Raw genomic sequence first — 19,224 nt, 5'->3', positions numbered from 1 at the left:
CACCCGCCTCGCCGACCTGACATGCCCTCAAAGGCTCAGGAAGGCCAGATGAATCCGGATGGGGAACTCAATGTCGTTCATCGGCCGTGACATGGCTGTCGACCTCGGGACCGCCAACACGCTGGTGTACGTCAGGGGTCGCGGGATCGTACTGAACGAGCCGTCCGTCGTGGCGATCAACACCAACACGGGTGGGATCCTCGCGGTCGGTGCCGAAGCGAAGAAGATGATCGGCCGGACTCCGGGCAACATCGTGGCGGTCCGTCCGCTCAAGGACGGCGTGATCGCCGACTTCGAGATCACCGAGCGGATGCTCCGCTACTTCATCCTGAAGATCCACAAGCGGCGGTATCTGGCCCGGCCGCGCGTCGTCGTCTGCGTGCCCTCGGGCATCACGGGGGTCGAGCGCCGCGCGGTCATCGAGGCGTCCTCCCAGGCGGGCGCCCGCCAGGTGCACATCATCGAGGAGCCCATGGCCGCCGCCATCGGCTCCGGCCTGCCGGTCCACGAGGCCACGGGCAACATGGTGGTGGACATCGGCGGCGGCACCACGGAGGTCGCGGTCATCTCGCTCGGCGGCATCGTCACCGCCCAGTCCATCCGCGTCGCGGGCGACGAACTGGACAACGCGATCATCCAGTACATCAAGAAGGAGTACAGCCTCCTCCTGGGTGAGCGCACGGCGGAGCAGATCAAGATCACGATCGGTTCGGCGTACGACCTCGACACCGACGAGCACACCGAAGTCCGCGGCCGGGACCTGGTGTCCGGACTGCCGAAGACCGTCGTCATCTCCGCGGCCGAGGTCCGCAAGGCGATCGAGGAACCCGTCAACGCGATCGTGGACGCCGTGAAGACCACCCTCGACAAGTGCCCGCCGGAGCTGTCCGGCGACATCATGGACCGAGGAATCGTTCTGACCGGCGGCGGAGCCCTGCTGCGCGGGCTCGACGAGCGGCTGCGGCGGGAGACCGGCATGCCGATCCACATCGCCGAGGACCCACTGGACAGCGTCGCGCTCGGCTCCGGCAAGTGCGTCGAGGAGTTCGAGGCGCTGCAGCAGGTCCTGGACGCCCAGCCGCGCAGATGACGCGACTTTCGATTCCGCCGTACGAGACGTTCTCCTCTCGTGCGGCGGATCGTTGATATAGAGGCATAAGCTCCCCCGAACGGGCCTGTTGGGCCGCGCCACAGCGTGCGCGTCGTCCAGGGGTCCGACGAATTCCTACTTGAGGAAGGGCACGGCCGCCGCACGTGAGGGACACGAAAGAGAGCCGGCTGCTCCTGGTCCTGTTGGTCGCCATCGCGTTCGCGCTGATCACGGTGGACATCCGCGGGGGCCGGAACTCCCCGGTCGACGGTGCCCGGCACGCCGCCGCGGCGGCGTTCGGCCCGGTCGAGAACGGACTGTCCTCCGCGGTGGACCCGGTCGGAAACGCCGTCTCCGCGATCCGCGACTCCGGCAGCCGGCACGACCGGCTCGCCGCGCTGGAGAAGGAGAACGCGGCCCTCAAGGCCAAGCTCGGCAGCGACGACCGCAACCGCAGCCGCCTGCGGCAGCTCGACAAGCTGCTGAAGGTGGCCGGCGAGGGGCAGTACGGCATCAAGGGCGCCCAGGTCATCGCCATAGGCTCGGCCCAGGGCTTCTCCTGGACCATCACCATCGACGCCGGTGCCGACGACGGCATCAAGCGGGACATGACCGTCCTGAACGGCGACGGCCTGGTCGGCCGGGTCACCACCGTCGGCCCCAGCACCTCCACCGTGCTGCTCGCCAACGACCCGGACTTCACCGTCGGCACCCGCATGGAGGCGGGCGACGAGCTCGGCTTCGCCTCCGGCCAGGGCGACCGCCCGCTGCGCGTGGAACTGCTCAACGGCAAGGCGGAGGTGAAGAAGGGCGACCGGCTCGTCACCTTCGGCTCGCAGGCCGACAAGCCGTTCGTGCCCGGAGTCCCGGTCGGCGTGGTCTCCCGCGTCGACCCCTCCGGCGGCGGCCTGACCCGCACGCTGTACGTCACCCCGTACGTCAGCTTCACCAAGCTCGACATCGTCGGCGTGGTCGTGGCGCCACCGAAGCAGGACCCGCGGGACACCGTGCTCCCGGCCAAGCCGAAGCCGGTCCCGACGCCGACGGTGACCGTGACGGTCACCCCGTCGGCCGACGCCCCCGCCACCGACGAGCAGCAGTAGGAGCTGTACCCCCATGCGTGTCAACCGGATCCTGCTCTCCGTACCGCTGGTCGTCGTGGCCCTGGTGATCCAGGTGAGCGTCCTCGCCCGGCTGCACCTGCCGGGCGCCGTCCCCGACCTGCTGCTGCTCACCGTCCTCGGCCTGGCGATGGTCTACGGCCACGTCGGCGGCGCCCTCGTCGGCTTCGGCGCCGGTCTCCTCGCCGACCTGGCCCCGCCGGCCGACCACGCGGCCGGCCGGTACGCGCTCGTGCTGTGCGTCATCGGCTACTTCGCCGGACTCGTCAGGCCGGAGAACGGCCGGCTGAAGTCGGCGGCCGGCCCGATGGCCGCCGTGGTCGCCGCCGCCGTCGGCTCCACTCTGCTCTACGCCGGGGTGGGCGCCCTGGTCGGCGACACCGCCGCCCGCCATGTCGGCCTGCCCGGGCTGCTGTTCTCCGCCGCCCTGTACGACCTGCTGCTCGCCCCGTTCGTGGTGCCCGGCGTGATGTGGCTGGCCCGCCGCGCCGACAACGACCCGCTCACCGACACCGGGCCCGCCGCCAAGGCCGGGGACATCTCCTCGGGCTGGCTCTCCTCCGGCACGGGTCTGCGCGTCGGCGGCCAGCGCGGCGGCCTGGGCGCCCTGAAGGCCAAGGCGCGCACGCGCTCCGCCCGGGTCGGCCGCATCAAGGGGGTCAAGCGACTGTGAGGGGCGGGGAGTTCCACCCGGGAGAGTTCACCCGAACGGGTAAGCCCGCCTGGAACGCGGGGTCACAGGCTGGTCGTTCATCATTCGTACGCGTTCTCGCACAGTCGCACTGAGAGGGGGAGACAGCCGCAGTGACCAACATCCCCGAGACCGGTCGGACCCCACGGGTCCAGATCCGGCTCGTCGTGATCCAGATCCTCGTTCTCTCCCTCCTCGGCACGCTCGGCGGCCGGCTCTGGTACCTGCAGATCCGGGAGGGCGCCGAGTACCAGAAGGAGGCGTCGGGCAACCACGTCCAGCAGGTCGTCGACCCGGCCGTGCGAGGCGACATCCTGGACGCGCGGGGCGTCCCCCTCGCGGACAACGAGACCCGCCTGGTGGTCTCCGCCTCCCGGACCGACCTGCTGAAGCAGAAGGACGACGGCAAGGCCGTCCTCACCAAGCTGGCCGGCGTCCTCGGCATGAGCCCCGAGGAGGTCATGCAGAAGGTCCGGCTGTGCGACGCCAAGACCCCCCAGCCCTGCTGGAACGGCTCGCCGTACCAGCCGATCCCGATCACCGACGAGGCCACCGCCAAGCAGGCCCTGCAGATCCGCGAGCGCTCCGAGGACTTCCCCGGCATCACCGCCGAACCCGAGGCCGTCCGCCGCTACCCGGGCCCCGGCAAGTCCAACACCGCGCAGGTGCTCGGCTATCTCTCGCCGGTCACCGACGCCGAGATCCAGCAGGCCAAGGACACCGACTCGCCCTACCTGCGCTCCGACATGGTCGGCCGCTCCGGCCTGGAGCGGACGTACGACAAGGCGCTGCGCGGCAAAGCCGGCGTCACCCGCTACGAGGTCGACAACCTCGGCCGGGTCATCGGCAAGGCCAAGTCGGACGCGGCCGAGGCCGGTTCGAACCTGGTCACCAGCATCGACTCCCGCGTCCAGCGGGTCGCCGAGTACGAGCTGGACAGGGCGATGAAGGCCGCCCGCCAGCAGTTCGACAAGATCACCGGCACCAACTACAAGGCGGACTCCGGCGCCGTCGTGGTGATGGAGGCCAAGACCGGCCGCATCGTCGCCATGGCCTCGGCGCCGACGTACGACCCGAACGTCTGGGTCGGTGGCATCTCCGCCAAGGACTACAAGGCCCTCACCGGCAAGGACTCGGACTACCCCCTGCTCAACCGGGCCATACAGGGTCAGGCCGCCCCCGGCTCGACGTTCAAGGTGGTCTCCACGGCCGCCGCGGTCGAGGCCGGCTACCCCTTCGACGGCCGCTACCCGTGCACCAGCTCCTACTCGGTCGGCGGCCAGGTCTTCAAGAACTTCGAGGGCGAGAACTTCGGCCCCATCTCCCTGGGCCGCGCCCTGGAGGTCTCCTGCGACACCGTCTTCTACGGCCTCGCCGACCGCGAGTGGAAGAAGGACGGCGGCATCAACCCCAAGAAGGGCCAGCCGAAGGACTACTTCTACAAGGCCGCCCACCAGTTCGGCCTCGGCAAGGAGACCGGCATCGACCTGCCCAACGAGGTCACCGGCCGCGTCCCGGACCGCCAGTGGAAGCTCGCGTACTGGAAGGCCAACAAGGACGCCTGGTGCAAGAGCGGCAAGAAGGACGGCTCGTACGTCGAGAAGATCGCCTACGAGAACTGCCTCGAAGGCAACAAGATGCGCGAGGGCGACTCGATCAACTACTCCATCGGCCAGGGTGACACCCTCGTCACCCCGATCCAGGAGGCCGTGATCTACGGCGCCGTCGCCAACGGCGGCACGATGTACCAGCCGACCATCGGCAAGGCGATCATCAGCGCGGACGGCAAGACCGTGCGGGAGATCAAGCCGACCAAGCGCGGCAGGCTGCCCGTCAGCCAGGCCACCCTCAAGGGCATGGACGACGCCTTCGCCGGCGTCATCACCCGCGGTACCGCGGCCTGGAAGTTCGGCGGCTGGCCGCAGGACAAGATCCCGCTGCACGCCAAGACCGGCACGGCCGAGGTCTACGGCAAACAGACCACGTCCTGGCTGGCCACCTACTCCAAGGACTACACGGTGATCATGACGATCGCCCAGGCCGGTACGGGTTCCGGCGCCTCCGGTGAGGCCGTGCGCAACATCTACAGCGCCCTCTACGGCGTCCAGGGCGACGGCTCCATCGACAGCGGGAAGGCGCTGCTGCCCGAGCCGCAGAAGGGCCTGCCCAAGGTCCGTACGGACGGCACCATCGCCGCTCCGAAGATCACCGGCGACCCGGCCAAGGACGCCGAGGCCGCCCAGAAGAACAACCCGACCAACGGCGACGGCCAGCAGCCCGCCGGCACCACGCCGTCGCCCGGCACGGGCAACCGCGACACCCGCAGACGGCCTCGCAGGAGGGGAAGCCGGAGGATGCCCTCATGACCGGCGCGAACAGCTTCTCCGTCTCCGGGTACGGCCCCGAGCGAGCCGGCTGGACCAGGCTCTTCGCCCGCGACTCGCTCACCCGCCGGCTGGACTGGCCGATACTGCTCGCGGCCACCGCCCTGTCCCTGCTGGGCTCCCTGCTGGTGTACTCGGCGACCCGCAACCGCACCGAGCTGAACCAGGGCGACCCGTACTTCTTCCTGCTCCGGCACCTGATGAACCTCGGCATCGGCATCGCCCTGATGATCGGCACCGTCTGGCTCGGCCACCGCGCCCTGCGCAACGCCGTGCCGATCCTCTACGGCCTGTCGGTGCTCCTCGCCCTGGTGGTCCTCACCCCGCTCGGCGCCACGATCAACGGCCAGCGCAACTGGCTGGTGATCGGCGGCTTCTCCCTCCAGCCCGCCGAGTTCCTCAAGGTCTCGATCATCCTCGGCATGTCCATGCTGCTGGCCGCCCGGGTGGACGCGGGCGACAAGCCGTACCCCGACCACCGGACCGTGTTCCAGTCCCTGTGCCTGGCCACCGTCCCGATCCTGATCCTGCTGCTCATGCCCGACCTCGGCTCGGTGCTGGCCATGGTGGCGATCATCCTCGGCGTGCTGCTCGCCTCCGGCGCCTCCAACCGCTGGGTCTTCGGTCTGCTCACCGCCGGTGTCATCGGCTGCGTCGCGATCTGGCAGCTGCACATCCTGGACGAGTACCAGATCAACCGGTTCGCGGCCTTCGCCAACCCGGACCTGGACCCGGCCGGTGTCGGCTACAACACCAACCAGGCCCGCATCGCCATCGGCTCCGGCGGACTCACCGGCGCCGGGCTGTTCCACGGCTCCCAGACCACCGGCCAGTTCGTGCCCGAGCAGCAGACCGACTTCGTCTTCACGGTCGCCGGGGAGGAACTGGGCTTCGTCGGCGCCGGCTTCATCATCTTCCTGCTCGGGGTCCTCCTGTGGCGCGCCTGCCGGATAGCGCGTGACTCGACCGAGCTGTACGGGACGATCGTCGCCGCCGGAATCGTGGCCTGGTTCGCCTTCCAGTCCTTCGAGAACATCGGCATGACCCTCGGCATCATGCCCGTCACCGGTCTGCCCCTGCCGTTCGTGTCGTACGGAGGCTCGTCCATGTTCGCGGTGTGGGTCGCCGTGGGACTGCTGCAGTCGATCAAGGTGCAACGGCCCATGTCGGCGTAGCCCCGGCACCCCTCGCCCTACCGGCGCCCCGGACACTAGATTCGGTGCATGGCGGATGAGAAACGCGAGATCGAGCGCAAGTACGAGTCCGACGACAGCGGGCTGCCCGACCTGACCGGCGCCGGCCCGGTGGCGGCCGTCCTGGACAAGGGCCTGATGGAACTCGACGCCACCTACTACGACACCGTCGACGAACGTCTGGCCGCCGCCGCCCTCACCCTGCGCCGCCGCACCGGCGGCGCGGACGCGGGCTGGCACCTGAAGTTCCCGGTCGCCCCCGGAGTCCGCGACGAGATCCAGGCCCCGCTCTCCGACACCGTCCCCGAGGAGATCGCCGCCCTCGTCCGCTCCCGCGTCCGGGACACCGAGCTCGTCCCGCTGGTCCGGCTGCGCTCCGCCCGCGACGTCCGGCACCTGCTCGACGCCGAGGGCGTGCTGCTCGCCGAGGCCAGCGTCGACGCCGTGACAGCCGAGCGGCTCAGCGGCGGAGGCGGGGCCGCCCAGTGGACCGAGATCGAGGTGGAACTGGCCGACGGCGGCGACCCGGCCCTCCTCGACCAACTGGAGAAGCGACTGCGCAAGGCGGGCGTACGGCCGTCCCGGTCGCCCTCGAAACTGGCCCGCGCCCTGGAACAGACCGCCCCCGGCAAACGCCGGAAGAAGACCGGACCCCCGCCGCCGGTGACCGCCGGCGATCACGTCCTCGCCTACCTTCGCGCCCAGCGGGACGCCCTGGTCGAGCTGGACCCCGCCGTCCGCCGTGACCTCCCCGACGCCGTGCACCGCATGCGGGTCGCCACCCGCCGCGCCCGCAGCACCCTGCGCACCTTCGGCGCCCTCCTGGACCGCACGGTCACCGACCCCCTCGGCGCCGAGCTGAAGTGGCTCGCCGGCGAACTGGGCGTCGACCGCGACCAGGAGGTGCTGGCCGACCGTCTGACCACCGCCCTCGACGCGCTCCCGCCCGACCTGGTCACCGGCCCCGTACCCGAGCGGCTGGCCGCCTGGTCCCAGACCCGGCACGCCCACGCCCACGCCCACCTCACCGGCGTGCTGGACTCCCGCCGCCACCTGGCCCTGCTGGACGCGCTGGACACCCTCCTCGCCGACCCGCCGCTGCGCGGGGCGGCCGGCAAGAAGCCGGACAAGGCCCTCGCCAAGGCCGTACGCAAGGACGTGAAGAAGCTGACGGACGCCATGGAGCACGCGCTGGCGCTGCCACCGGGACAGGACCGCGACCTCGCCCTGCACGAGGCCCGCAAGAAGGCCAAGCGCACCCGCTACGCCGCCGAGGCCGCCACCGAGGCGCTCGGCACCCCCGCCAGCGCCCTGACCAGGGCCACGAAGTCTCTGACCACCCTCCTGGGCGACCACCAGGACAGCGTCATGGCCCGCCGCACCCTCCGCGAGCTCGCGGCGGTGGCGCACGCGGCGGGGGAGAACACGTTCACCTACGGGGTGCTGTACGCCGGGGAGGAGGCGCGGGCGGTGGCGACGGAGGCGGAGCTGCCCCGGCGCTGGAAGGAGAGCGGGTCGAAGGCGGCTCGGAAGGCGTTCGGGGGAGGCCGCCGGGCGGGTTAGGCTTGATGGTCCCCCCTGTCAGCTCATGAAGGTTCGCGAGATGCCTGTCGAGTCGGTTTTCCCGCAGCTCGAAGCTCTGCTCCCGCACGTGCAGAAGCCGATCCAGTACGTCGGCGGCGAGCTCAACTCCACGGTCAAGCCGTGGGACGAGTGCGATGTCCGCTGGGCGCTCATGTACCCGGACGCGTACGAGGTCGGTCTGCCCAACCAGGGCGTCATGATCCTCTACGAGGTCCTCAACGAGCAGCAGGGCGTCCTCGCCGAGCGCACCTACAGCGTGTGGCCGGACCTGGAGGAGCTGATGCGGGAGCACGGCGTCCCGCAGTTCACGGTGGACAGCCACCGCCCGGTGAAGGCCTTCGACGTGTTCGGCATCAGCTTCTCCACGGAGCTGGGCTACACCAACATGCTCACCGCGCTGGACCTGGCCGGCATCCCGCTGGAGTCCAGGCACCGCACGGTCGACGACCCGATCGTCCTGGCCGGCGGCCACGCGGCCTTCAACCCGGAGCCGATCGCCGACTTCATCGACGCGGCGGTCATCGGCGACGGCGAGCAGGCCGTGCTGGACATGACCCGGATCGTCCGCGAATGGAAGGCCGAGGGCCGCCCCGGTGGCCGCGAGGAGGTCCTCTTCCGCCTCGCGAAGACCGGCGGGGTCTACGTACCGGCGTTCTACGACGTCGAGTACCTGCCCGACGGCCGTATCGCCCGCGTGGTGCCGAACAGGTCGGGCGTCCCGTGGCGCGTGTCCAAGCACACGGTCATGGACCTGGACGAGTGGCCTTACCCCAAGCAGCCCCTCGTCCCCCTCGCCGAGACGGTCCACGAGCGCATGTCGGTGGAGATCTTCCGCGGCTGCACCCGTGGCTGCCGCTTCTGCCAGGCGGGCATGATCACCCGCCCGGTGCGCGAGCGCTCCATCACGGGCATCGGCGAGATGGTCGACAAGGGCCTGAAGGCGACCGGCTTCGAGGAGGTCGGCCTGCTGTCGCTGTCGAGCGCGGACCACTCGGAGATCGGCGACATCGCCAAGGGCCTCGCCGACCGCTACGAGGACGACAAGATCGGCCTGTCCCTGCCCTCCACCCGCGTCGACGCCTTCAACATCGACCTGGCGAACGAGCTGACCCGCAACGGCCGCCGCTCGGGTCTGACCTTCGCCCCGGAGGGCGGCTCCGAGCGCATCCGCAAGGTCATCAACAAGATGGTCTCGGAGGAGGACCTGATCCGCACGGTCGCCACGGCCTACGGCAACGGCTGGCGCCAGGTGAAGCTGTACTTCATGTGCGGCCTGCCGACGGAGACCGACGACGACGTCCTCCAGATCGCCGACATGGCGACCCGCGTCATCCAGAAGGGCCGCGAGGTCTCCGGCTCGAACGACATCCGGTGCACGGTGTCGATCGGCGGCTTCGTCCCGAAGCCCCACACCCCCTTCCAGTGGGCCCCGCAGCTCTCCGCCGAGGAGACGGACGAGCGCCTCGCGAAGCTCCGCGACAAGATCCGCGGCGACAAGAAGTACGGCCGCTCCATCGGCTTCCGCTACCACGACGGCAAGCCCGGCATCGTGGAGGGCCTGCTCTCCCGCGGCGACCGCCGCATCGGCGCGGTCATCCGCGCGGTGTACGACGACGGCGGCCGCTTCGACGGCTGGCGCGAGCACTTCTCCTACGACCGCTGGATGCGCTGCGCCGAGAAGGCCCTCGCCCCCTACGGCGTGGACGTCGACTGGTACACCACCCGCGAGCGCGCCTACGAGGAGGTCCTGCCCTGGGACCACCTCGACTCCGGCCTGGACAAGGACTGGCTCTGGGAGGACTGGCAGGACGCCCTCGACGAGACGGAGGTCGAGGACTGCCGCTGGACGCCCTGCTTCGACTGCGGGGTCTGCCCGCAGATGGACACGGCCATACAAATCGGCCCGACCGGCAAGAAGCTGCTGCCGCTGACCGTCAAGAACGCGGGTCCGACGCCGGCTTCGAGCGGCCACTCGCACTGAGGTGAGCGAGGCACTCGATCGGGTGATTGAGGCGTTGGCGGGTGTGAGCGAGGAGAAGGTGGCTGTGGCGTTGGCTGCTCTCGGAAACCAGGCTTCGAGTCGTCGGCAGGCGCCGACGGAGCGCTCGCGCACGCCTCTGCCGGGTCCTGGGAGGTCGTCGGGCATTCACTCTGAAGTGGAGTGGGTCTAAGCCTCTGCGGTCGTGCACAGGCTGTCTGCTGAGCATGAGCGCCCCCTCCGCTTCGGAGGGGGCGCAGTCGCGTCATGACCTGCCGAAACAGCCGGTGCAAGTTGCCTTTGGCAAGTTGATGTCCGTACTGGCGATTGCTGGCTAAAGTCGTTTGGTTACTACTGGTTGCGGGGGCAACCAGAGCTTGGTCGGCTCTGCCGACATCCTGGGGAGGGCTTGTAGCGCATGACTCGTCGCTCTGCTGGTTTTGTCGGTGCCTGGGCGGAAATGCAGCGTCAACACCAGCGTCAAGTGGAAGCCGAGGCCAGACGGCGCCGGGAAGAGGCACGGCAGGAGCGGGCCTATCAACGGCGTGCTACGCAGGAATACCGGCAGTACCGACAGGCAGAGGCGAGACGGCGCACGGAGGAGCTGGATGCCCAGGTCGGTTCCTTGCAGGGGCTGCTGGCCGCGGGTTGTCAGGCGCCTGCGTTCAGGGCGTCGTCCCTGATACGCGCGGAAGAGATACCGCCGTTCGACCCCGGACAGCTCGCCTGGCCTGTGCGCATGCCGGACCCAAGCCGGTACCAAGCGCAGGGAGGTTGGACCGCAAGCCGGCGAGCCCAAGCTCAGGCGGAGGCGCAGGCTCGCTTTGAACGGGACTGGCACGCCGCGCAAGCTGCCGAAGCACAGCGACAGCAACAGTTGGCGGCCCTCCAGCGAGATTACGAGCAGAGGACCGAGGCCCAGCGGGCGGAGGTGCGTCGGCACAATGCCGGTATCGCCGAGGTGACCGAGGGTGTCAGGCGAGGAGACCCTGACTCCGTCGTTGAGTACTTCTCCGCCGCTCTCTACTCGTCGACTGCCTGGCCCGAAAGGTTTCCTCGGCAGGCTGCGGCAGCCTTCGACTCAGCAGCGCGGCAGCTGGTCCTGGACTGGGAGCTGCCCGGGTACGAGGTGGTCCCCGAGGCGAAATCCGTGAGGTACGTGCCCGCCCAGGACGAGGACAAGGAATCCGCGCGTCCTGTGACCCAGCGCCGTGGACTGTACCGAGAGGTACTGGCGCAGAGCCTGCTGCTGGTCCTGCATCAGCTTTTCGCCGCGGACGAGTACGGCATCCTCGACTCGGTGGCCTTGAACGGCTTCGTGGACGCCCACAATCCGGCGACGGGCAGGCGAACGCACATCTTCCTTGCGACCGTCATGGCCCAGCGGGCTGCGTTCACCGGTCTGCACCTGGAACAGGTGGACGCGGTCAGCTGTCTGACCGGCGCGTTGAGGGGCCAGCTCGCGTCCCGCCCTGATCAGCTCGCCTCCGTACGTCCGGGACGAAGGCCTCAGGACGTCGGGAATCATGTCGTCACCCACGGCGGTGATGATGAGCCGGATCTGTATGACATGGATCCGATCGCATTCGAGTCACTCGTTGCCGACCTGTTCCGCGCTATGGGGATGCAGGCCGTGACGACCCAGCGCTCGAACGACGGCGGTGTGGACGTCGACGCGCTGGACCCGACGCCCATCCGAGGCGGCAAGATCGTCGTACAGGTGAAGCGCTACCGCAGCACAGTGCCGCCCACCGCGGTGCGTGACCTGTACGGAACGGTCCAGGACGTCGGCGCCAACAAGGGAGTGCTGGTGACCACGGCGGGCTTCGGCCCCGGCTCACACGCATTCGCTCGGGGTAAGCCTCTGGAGCTCATCTCGGGCGGTGAACTCGTTGACCTACTGCACCGGCACGGGCTTCGTGGGCGCCTGGGGGAGGGTGGGCGACCGACTCCAGCGCAGCCGTCGCCGTCCAGTCCTGCAACAGCGTCCGACAACCACAACGTGTTGGGCATGACGTGGTCAGGCAGTGTGGCACTGGACGTATGCGCTCTCGTCTGCCGTGGCAACCGAGTCCTGAGCGAAGACCATTTCGTCTTCTTCAACAACCCGCAGACCCCAGACGGCTCGGTACGCGCAGTGCCGGCTGCGGCGCCGGACAAGGCAGCACTCCACGTTTCCTTCGACGCGCTCCCGGAAGCAGCTGATCGGTTCGTGCTCGTGGCGGCCGTGGATCCGGAGGCGAACCCGGGGGCCGACCTGTCTGGATTCACCGATGCGTGTATCCGGTTGCTGGACCCGGCAATGACTGAGCTTGGTCGGCTCGAAGTCTCCGATGGCCGTTCCGGCGAGACTGCACTGGTGCTCGGTTCCTTCCGGCGCAGGCCCAGTGGCGACTGGGACTTCGTGCTTGGGGGGAAGGGGTACACCGGGGGGCTGGAGCAGCTTGTCCAGGAGTACGGCGTCGAGGTTGACTGACGCCACGGGGCTCCTACATGAAGCTGAGTACTCGTACTGCTGCCGGCATCGCAGAGGACCTTGCGGAGGCGCGGCGGTTGGCTCCGGCGACGGTGCAAGAGAGTGGGAGTGGTGCTGATAACTGCTCCGCGTGGACGTGACTCGCAACAGCGTCAGCGTGCGCCGCTTTCCCAGAACTTCGACGACAGACCCGTACCGTTGATCCAAAGCGAAATCGTGTCCGTCGACGGTGATGTCAGGGCACGGGCGTTCGACCCCCCGTCATGGGCTTCGTGACGCTGAGCCGCCCACCCGGTTGCATGGGGGCGGCTCAGCCCGTGTGGCCGTCAGAAGGCCACGGCAAATTCATCCTCTTGCATGATCAGCCGGTCTCGTACGTCTTTGGGAATCATGATCTTCATGTGGATGTGAGGGGCACGAATCCCCTTCACTCTGGTCCGCTTGATCACGCACTTGATGCCTACCCTGAGCAGATCGGCGGCCATGGCCTCCATACCGCCTTCTTCCCAGTGCTTACGGAAGGTCTTGCCGTTGTGCACGGCTACCCATCGGTCCTTCGCGGACTCCGGGTCGATGGCCTCCAGTTGCTTGATGAGGCCATCCAGCGTTGCCTCAGCCTGCTCTTTGGTAAAGCGGGTCTTCGTGAACCGACCTCCGGGCTCCAAGCCAGTCATGTAGTAGCTGATCGACTGCTCCAGCCGCTGTAGCTCCTGGCGGACCTTGGCGCCCTGTCGGTATTCGCGTGTCATGACAGGCTCGTCACCCAGGACCCTCAGGACGTCGTCCACGAGCTCGCCGTAGATCTCGTCAGGGTTGGGGGCGCCGTGTCCTCCGGCTTTGCACTTACCGCACCGCAAGTACGCGTACGACCGTCCATTGACCTGGTTCTTCTGCACGGTCATGTTCGAGCGGCAGTCATGGCAGATCAGTACGCCGAGGAACTTCGTCGCACCGCCGGGATGCCGTGTGGGCTGGTCCTTCGCTCTGTGGTCCAGGACCGTCTGAAGGCTGCTGTACTCCTCCTCGGTGAAGATCGGTTCGGCCACACGGATGGGCTGACCATCGCTGCCGAGAACGATCTTTGAGCGGCGTACGCCTCCGTTTCTGTCCTCTTCTACCCGGTAGCCCATGAGGGCTGGGTTCCTGAGGCGTCGGAGCAGTGTTGAGGCCGTAAGCCCTGGCCCGCAGAGACCGGCTCGTACGAGAACTTTGACCATGCGACGCGCTGACGCCGGCTTGACCCGTATGGCGGCTCTCCGGCACCAGTGCAGCGCTAGGTATGCAGCCGGAGTGATGGCGAGTACGACCCGGCCGTCTTCGTCTTCCGCCGTCTCGTATCCATACGCAGGCTTGCCCACAAGCCACTCACTCTGAGTCTTCGTGTAATCCCAGAGGCTGGCAACGCGCGTGCTCGAGTTGGCGGCCTCGATCTCTGCGACACCACCGATGATCGTCACCATGATTTTCCCTGCCGTCGTGGTCAGGTCGATCGAGTCGTTTTTGGAGACGAGGTTCTTCCCGCATCTCAGACACCAGTCGATCATGGTGCTGAGGTCGGTGAGCCGTCGGACGAAGCGGTCCAGCTTCCAGAAAAGGATTTCGTCGAACTCAGGTGCCCGGTTGTTGAGCCAGTCCCCGAGCTCCTTGCGCTTCCACGGCGGGACCTTCGTGGCTGACACGTTGAGATCGCTCGCCACCCCTACCACTCGGCAACCGCGCTCCAGGGCCAGCCTGCGGAGATCGAGTTCCTGACGAACAGGTGACGTCGTGTCGTCGGTGAGAACGGAGAGTCGCACGGACAACAGGGCCTGCGGGGCGTCATCGGGTAAGCGGGCCTCCGCCTTCTTCAGCTCCGTCAAGATCGCTAAGTCCGCCTCCGTCCACTTGGTCTCAACTGCGTACTGGGCGCGGTCAGCTGCCGCGTGTGTCCTCGCTCGCTTGCCCATGACCAGCACGGTAGCGATTTTGTGTGCATTGGAGTGTGTGGTTGTAGATGGGCACCTATTATCCGAATCGGCCCGACCGGCAAGAAGCTGCTGCCGCTGACCGTCAAGAACGCGGGTCCGACGCCGGCGTCGAGCGGTCACTCGCACTGAAACGACGGCAGGGCGGTCGGGAAGAGGGTCCTGTCCCTGTTCCTGTCCGCCCTGCGCCGGGTGGAGTTGACATGTGCGGTTGTGAAGTTGTGCGGTCGACGAGCAGTAACTACCGGCGCCCGTCCGTCAGTTGCAGAAGTTGAGGATGGGCAGGAGGCCGTTGCCGCACTGGAACTCGTCGCCGCCGCCACCGCCGCCGCCGTGGCCGAGGGCCGGAGCGGCCTTCGTGACGACGTGCGCGGCGGGCGTCGCGGCCACGGCGGACGTGGCAGTCGCCACCCCCGCCGCACAGACGATGCCCACGGCGGCGCTCACCGCGAAGACTCGCGGCATCCGGGAAACGGCCTTCTTGAAGTGAGGTGTTGTGTTCATGAACTCACCATGCACACCCCCGCGACCCGGTGCTCGCCGAGCGCATCCGAGCGGGTGAGCCACCCGCCGGGCCCCGGATCGGAAGGCGCTTCCGGGGGCCGCGGCGGCGTGGGCCGAGCGCGATCCACAGCGCACCCGCCCAGTGAGCCGGTGCGGTCGGGAATGGAGTGCGACGTCCCAACCGGCCGTTGAGCGGGGCGGGTTGCTCTCCTGGGGTGGCAGCGCCGCACGCAGGGCCAGGGGGCCGTACGGGGCCACGCCGCCCGGCACCGGTTCGGCACCGTCCAGAGGGCCCGGCTGTTCGCGGCGGTGAACGCGCCGACGACCGGCGCGGCCGTCACCAGGTGGGACTCCCGGGCGCGCCACGGCTCCTGGCGGCCGGTCATCCGCCATCCGGCTCGCTCACGCCGGCGGCAGCCCCGCGACGACGGCGGACGCGGCCCGGGTGCCGCTGCGCACCGCGTGGCCGGCGGGGCGCTGGGTCACTGCCGGCCGCGGGCTTCATCGGCCTTCCCCTGCCGACCACCGGGGTTCCAGCGTGTCGAGGAGGGCGTGGAAGGCCGTGTCCGCCCGGTCCCAGTGTCCGTCCGCGAGGGGGCCGATCAGGAGTCCGAGGGAGGCGTCGGTGAGGAGGGTGGCGTGTGTCCGGGCCTGGTCCTCGTCCATGCCGAGGCCGCGGAAGAGGGAGGCGAGCAGGTCTGTCCATTCGGTGACGACATCGCGCATGCGACCTCGGCGCGCCGGGCCCGGCGGCTGGTGACGGCGCAACTGGCCGACTGGTCCGTGGGTGCCCTCGCCGACGTCGCGGAACTGCTGGTCAGCGAGCTGGTCACCAACGCCCTGCGGTACAGCCGGGGTTCGCTCAGGCTCAACCTCCGGCTGCGCGAGGGCCGGCTGCTGTGCGAGGTCGAGGACACCACGTCGGCCGGCCCGGTACGCGTCGCCGCCGCACCGGACGCCGAGGGAGGCCGCGGCACGGAATTGATCGACATGCTCGCGGACGCGTGGGGCAGCACGCGGACCGCCACCGGCAAGACCGTCTGGTTCGAGCTGCGGTCCGGGGGCCGGGGCCAGGAGGCGCCCGGACCTGGTGAGCGGGGCCGGGTCCGCGTGACGTGACCGCATCCGAACGCGCGGCCCGCGCGTCTACCCCTGTATGGACCCGCAGAAGCCACCGCCCCCGTCCCGCCGGCCCGAAGGGTGCCTCGTCGTCGCCGTCCGCCTTCCGGTGCGGATCGTCGTCCTGGTGCTGGTCGTGCCGGTGCGGATGGTGTGGGACGCGCTCGTCGCCGTCGGGCGGCTGCTGCGGGACAGCGTGCTCAGGCCGCTCGGGCGGGCCCTGGCGTGGGCCGGCCGGGCCGTGTTCGTGTGGCCCTTCGTGGGCCTGTGGCGGTACGTCCTGACGCCCGTCGGCAGGGCCCTCGCCTGGCTCGGCACCGTTCTGCTGGTGGTGCCGGCCCTGTGGTGCCACCGGTGCCTCCTCACGCCACTCGGACACGCCCTCGCCTGGCTCGCGCGCGGGGCCGGAGCCGGGCTCGCGTGGGTGTACGCGCGCGTGCTCACCCCGGCCGGGCACGCGCTGGCCTGGCTGCTGAAGGGGACCGGCGCGCTACTGGCCGCCCTCGGCGCCGGGGTGTACACGGCCGTCGCCTGGCTGCTGCGGTACCTGCTCGTCGTACCCGCGCGGTGGCTGTACACCTGGGTCCTGGCCCCTGTCGGCCGGGCCGTCGCCTGGTGCGCGCGGGGAGCCGGGTGGCTGCTGGGACTGGTCGTCACCGGTGCGGGGCTGGCCCTGTACTGGACCGGCCGCGTCCTGTTCGTGCTGCCGGCGCTCGCGCTGTGGCGGTGGGTGCTCGCCCCGGCCGGCCGGTTCCTCGCGGTCGTCGCGCGCGAGGTGGGGGAGGCGCTCGGACACGCGTGGCGGGTCGCCGGGCGGATCTCCCTGGCCGTCGGGCGCGCGCTGGGGACCCTCTTCCGGTGGATCTTCGTGGAGCCGGTGCGCTGGGTGTACCGGACCGTCCTCACCCCGGTCGGGCACGTCGTGCGGGACGCCGTCCTGCGGCCCCTCGCCGAGGGCCTGCGCGCGGTGGGCCGGGTGTCGCGGGAGGCGCTGGCCACGGCCCGGGAGACCGTGCGGCAGGCCCGTGCGGACGTCCGCCGGATGCTGTTCGGCGAGCCGCGGCGGCCGGCAGCGGTGGACCGGCGGGAACCCACCGCCCGCGACACACGTACTCTTGGTAGGAGTACGACCGCTCTCACGAAGGACTAGGACACTGGGCAAGCGACAGCCCGAAGGCCCGCCGCCCGCACCCGCGGTGCAGCGCATCCGACTGCGCTACACCAAGCGCGGCCGCCTGAGGTTCACCAGCCACCGAGACTTCCAGCGCGCCTTCGAGCGTGCGCTGCGCCGCGCCGAGGTGCCCATGGCGTACTCGGCCGGGTTCACGCCGCACCCGAAGGTGTCGTACGCCAATGCCGCACCCACCGGCACGGGCAGCGAGGCGGAGTACCTGGAGATCGCGCTCACCGAAGCGCGCGATCCCGAGACCCTGCGCGTTCTCCTCGACGAGTCGCTGCCCGCCGGGCTCGACGTCGTCGACGCGGTCGAGGCGCGGACCTCGGGCCTCGCCGACCGGCTGACGGCCTCCGTGTGGGAGCTGCGGCTGGACGGCGTCGACCCGGCCGACGCCGGGCGAGCGGTCGAGGCCTTCACCAAGGCGGAGGCCGTCGAGGTGCAGCGGCTGACCAAGAACGGCGTCCGCACCTTCGACGCCCGCCCGGCCGTGGAGAGCCTGGAGGCGCACGGTGCGACGGGTGATAGGCCGACCGACCAGCCCTGTGCGATACTGCGGCTGGTTGTTCGGCACGTGACGCCTGCCGTACGACCCGACGACGTCCTGTCCGGTCTCCGCGCCGTGGCCGACCTGGCGCCGCCGGTCCCCGCAGCGGTGACCAGGCTGGCGCAGGGGCTGTTCGATGAAGAGACCGGCACGGTGACCGACCCGCTCGCGCCCGACCGCGAGGCTGCCGGGGCCCTGACGGCCCAGCCGGCCGCCGCCGCGACGGCGCCGGAAGGTCCCGCGTAGGGACGGACGTCGTAGCGCCGCCCTCGTACTCGGGAGCCACCTGGGTCGGGCAGCGCACCGACCAGAAGACTTTCGCCAGGCCGTACCGACAAGGCGTACGGAACCGGCGAGACAGGACACAGAGTGCTCCCGTGCGGCGCCCGCGCCCCGGACGGCGGCCATCGCGCATCGCGCGGGCCGCGGACGTCAACGGCGGACGGTCCCCAGGGACCGGTGCCGGACCAGGTGCGGCGCCCGGGAGCCTGACGGGAGAAACGCCCGCATGCTCGAACCGACCGAACCCACCGAGGGTTCCGAACTGAACACTCCGAGCGACACCCTGCCGCCGCGCAGGCGTCGCCGTGCCGCCTCCCGGCCGGCGGGTCCGCCCGCCGCGGTCGCGGAGGCGCCCGTGGAGGTCACCGTGCCGGCCACACCGCCCGCGGAGGCCGACGAGGTCACCGAGGTGACCGAGGACGTCAGCGGGGCCACCGTGACCGGTGAGGCCGCCGAGGCGGAGGAGACCGAAGCGGTCGCCGCCGAGGCCGCCGCCCCTGCCGAGGAGGCCGCTCCCGCGCGTCCGCGTCGCCGGGCCACCCGCCGCGCGTCCGCGCCCACCGGCTCGCCGGCGTCCGCCGAGGCCGCCGAGACGGTCCTACCGGCCGAGCCGGAGAAGACCGCCGCCGTCCCCGAGGCCGGCGAGGTCGTCGTCGGTGAGGAGGCCGCGCCGCGCCGCACCCGGCGCCGGGCCACGCGCAGCGTGTCGGCGCCGACCGCCGGTGCCACCGAGCCCGCCGTGACCGCCGAGGCCCCGGTGACGCAGGCCGCTGCCGCCGAGACCGCGCCGGCCGAGGAGGCCGCTCCCGCGCGTCCGCGCCGCCGGGTGGCGCGCCGGACGTCCGCGCCCACCGGTGCGCCGTCGTCCGCCGAGGCAGCCGAGACCGTGGTCCCGGCCGCCGCCGCGTCCGCCGCAGAGGCCGAGACCCCGCAGCAGCCCGCTGCCGAGGCCCCCGCCCCCGCCGAGGAGGCCGCTCCCGCCCGTCCGCGCCGACGGGCCACCCGCCGCGCGTCCGCGCCCGCCGGTGCCCCGAAGGGCGCCGAGGAGGCCCCGGCCGCCGCCCCGGTGGCGCAGCCGGAGGCCGTGTCGCAGACGGAGACACCGGCGGAGACCCCG

General features: G+C 70.3%; 13 protein-coding genes and 2 pseudogenes. 12 read left to right on the top strand and 3 right to left on the bottom strand.

The genetic code is table 11. The features are described from left to right. Positions 1 to 70 precede the first annotated feature (70 nt). From LG395_RS35870 to LG395_RS35835, 8 genes are all read left to right on the top strand, one after another. Complete coding sequence (locus LG395_RS35870) at positions 71 to 1,090, top strand: rod shape-determining protein (protein WP_014672705.1); 1,020 nt, start codon at positions 71 to 73, stop codon at positions 1,088 to 1,090. A 164-nt stretch (positions 1,091 to 1,254) separates the two neighbouring features. Continuing rightward, complete coding sequence (gene mreC, locus LG395_RS35865) at positions 1,255 to 2,193, top strand: rod shape-determining protein MreC (RefSeq protein WP_171156361.1); 939 nt, start codon at positions 1,255 to 1,257, stop codon at positions 2,191 to 2,193. A 13-nt stretch (positions 2,194 to 2,206) separates the two neighbouring features. Next, a complete protein-coding gene (gene mreD / locus LG395_RS35860; protein ID WP_171156363.1) occupies positions 2,207 to 2,884 on the top strand; it encodes a rod shape-determining protein MreD in 678 nt (225 codons plus the stop codon). A gap of 131 nt (positions 2,885 to 3,015) precedes the next feature. Next, positions 3,016 to 5,268 carry a penicillin-binding protein 2 gene (gene mrdA, locus LG395_RS35855; RefSeq protein WP_225813089.1) on the top strand — a complete coding sequence of 751 codons (2,253 nt, stop codon included), beginning with the start codon at positions 3,016 to 3,018 and terminating at the stop codon, positions 5,266 to 5,268. After that, complete coding sequence (rodA, locus tag LG395_RS35850) at positions 5,265 to 6,461, top strand: rod shape-determining protein RodA (protein WP_171156367.1); 1,197 nt, start codon at positions 5,265 to 5,267, stop codon at positions 6,459 to 6,461. Before mrdA ends, rodA begins: the two co-directional genes overlap by 4 nt. A 48-nt stretch (positions 6,462 to 6,509) precedes the next feature. Further along, the gene (locus tag LG395_RS35845) at positions 6,510 to 8,042 is read left to right on the top strand and encodes a CYTH and CHAD domain-containing protein (RefSeq protein ID WP_225813087.1); all 1,533 of its coding nucleotides are present in this window, start codon (positions 6,510 to 6,512) and stop codon (positions 8,040 to 8,042) included. Between the two features lie 40 nt (positions 8,043 to 8,082). After that, the gene (locus LG395_RS35840; RefSeq protein WP_225813085.1) at positions 8,083 to 10,044 is read left to right on the top strand and encodes a TIGR03960 family B12-binding radical SAM protein; all 1,962 of its coding nucleotides are present in this window, start codon (positions 8,083 to 8,085) and stop codon (positions 10,042 to 10,044) included. 415 nt (positions 10,045 to 10,459) lie between these two features. After that, complete coding sequence (locus tag LG395_RS35835; RefSeq protein ID WP_225813084.1) at positions 10,460 to 12,517, top strand: restriction endonuclease; 2,058 nt, start codon at positions 10,460 to 10,462, stop codon at positions 12,515 to 12,517. Between the two features lie 326 nt (positions 12,518 to 12,843). On the opposite strand, the gene LG395_RS35830 is transcribed toward LG395_RS35835, so the two are convergent. From LG395_RS35830 to LG395_RS35820, 3 genes are all read right to left on the bottom strand, one after another. After that, positions 12,844 to 14,463: a recombinase family protein gene (locus LG395_RS35830; protein ID WP_225813082.1), complete on the bottom strand. Its 1,620-nt coding sequence runs from the start codon at positions 14,461 to 14,463 to the stop codon at positions 12,844 to 12,846. Between the two features lie 276 nt (positions 14,464 to 14,739). Further along, positions 14,740 to 14,985, bottom strand: coding sequence for a hypothetical protein (locus LG395_RS35825; RefSeq protein ID WP_171156373.1), 246 nt, complete (start codon positions 14,983 to 14,985; stop codon positions 14,740 to 14,742). Between the two features lie 501 nt (positions 14,986 to 15,486). Beyond that, positions 15,487 to 15,711: a hypothetical protein gene (locus LG395_RS35820; RefSeq protein ID WP_225813207.1), complete on the bottom strand. Its 225-nt coding sequence runs from the start codon at positions 15,709 to 15,711 to the stop codon at positions 15,487 to 15,489. 3 nt (positions 15,712 to 15,714) lie between these two features. Here LG395_RS35820 and LG395_RS35815 point away from each other — a divergent pair. From LG395_RS35815 to LG395_RS35800, 4 genes and pseudogenes are all read left to right on the top strand, one after another. Next, positions 15,715 to 16,104 (top strand): annotated as a pseudogene (locus tag LG395_RS35815) (ATP-binding protein); the annotation flags it as partial. Between the two features lie 37 nt (positions 16,105 to 16,141). Then, the gene (locus LG395_RS35810) at positions 16,142 to 17,254 is read left to right on the top strand and encodes a hypothetical protein (RefSeq protein ID WP_225813079.1); all 1,113 of its coding nucleotides are present in this window, start codon (positions 16,142 to 16,144) and stop codon (positions 17,252 to 17,254) included. 46 nt (positions 17,255 to 17,300) lie between these two features. After that, the gene (locus LG395_RS35805; protein ID WP_225813077.1) at positions 17,301 to 18,071 is read left to right on the top strand and encodes a TIGR03936 family radical SAM-associated protein; all 771 of its coding nucleotides are present in this window, start codon (positions 17,301 to 17,303) and stop codon (positions 18,069 to 18,071) included. Positions 18,072 to 18,333: 262 nt separating this feature from the next. Then, positions 18,334 to 19,224 (top strand): annotated as a pseudogene (locus LG395_RS35800) (Rne/Rng family ribonuclease); the annotation flags it as partial.

Origin of the sequence: Streptomyces spinosus (assembly GCF_020400655.1) — a bacterium.
In the GTDB taxonomy this organism is placed as follows: Bacteria; Actinomycetota; Actinomycetes; order Streptomycetales; family Streptomycetaceae; genus Streptomyces; species Streptomyces argyrophylli.
This window is presented reverse-complemented; position numbering and strand designations above follow the sequence as displayed.

Coding starts and splice junctions, on each gene's coding strand:
- LG395_RS35840 (WP_225813085.1), top strand. CDS start 8,083: ATGCCTGTCGAGTCGGTTTTCCCGCAGCTCGAAGCTCTGCTCCCGCAC.
- mreD (WP_171156363.1), top strand. CDS start 2,207: ATGCGTGTCAACCGGATCCTGCTCTCCGTACCGCTGGTCGTCGTGGCC.
- LG395_RS35810 (WP_225813079.1), top strand. CDS start 16,142: ATGGACCCGCAGAAGCCACCGCCCCCGTCCCGCCGGCCCGAAGGGTGC.
- LG395_RS35825 (WP_171156373.1), bottom strand. CDS start 14,985: ATGAACACAACACCTCACTTCAAGAAGGCCGTTTCCCGGATGCCGCGA.
- LG395_RS35845 (WP_225813087.1), top strand. CDS start 6,510: ATGGCGGATGAGAAACGCGAGATCGAGCGCAAGTACGAGTCCGACGAC.
- rodA (WP_171156367.1), top strand. CDS start 5,265: ATGACCGGCGCGAACAGCTTCTCCGTCTCCGGGTACGGCCCCGAGCGA.
- LG395_RS35820 (WP_225813207.1), bottom strand. CDS start 15,711: ATGCGCGATGTCGTCACCGAATGGACAGACCTGCTCGCCTCCCTCTTC.
- LG395_RS35870 (WP_014672705.1), top strand. CDS start 71: ATGTCGTTCATCGGCCGTGACATGGCTGTCGACCTCGGGACCGCCAAC.
- LG395_RS35830 (WP_225813082.1), bottom strand. CDS start 14,463: ATGGGCAAGCGAGCGAGGACACACGCGGCAGCTGACCGCGCCCAGTAC.
- LG395_RS35835 (WP_225813084.1), top strand. CDS start 10,460: ATGACTCGTCGCTCTGCTGGTTTTGTCGGTGCCTGGGCGGAAATGCAG.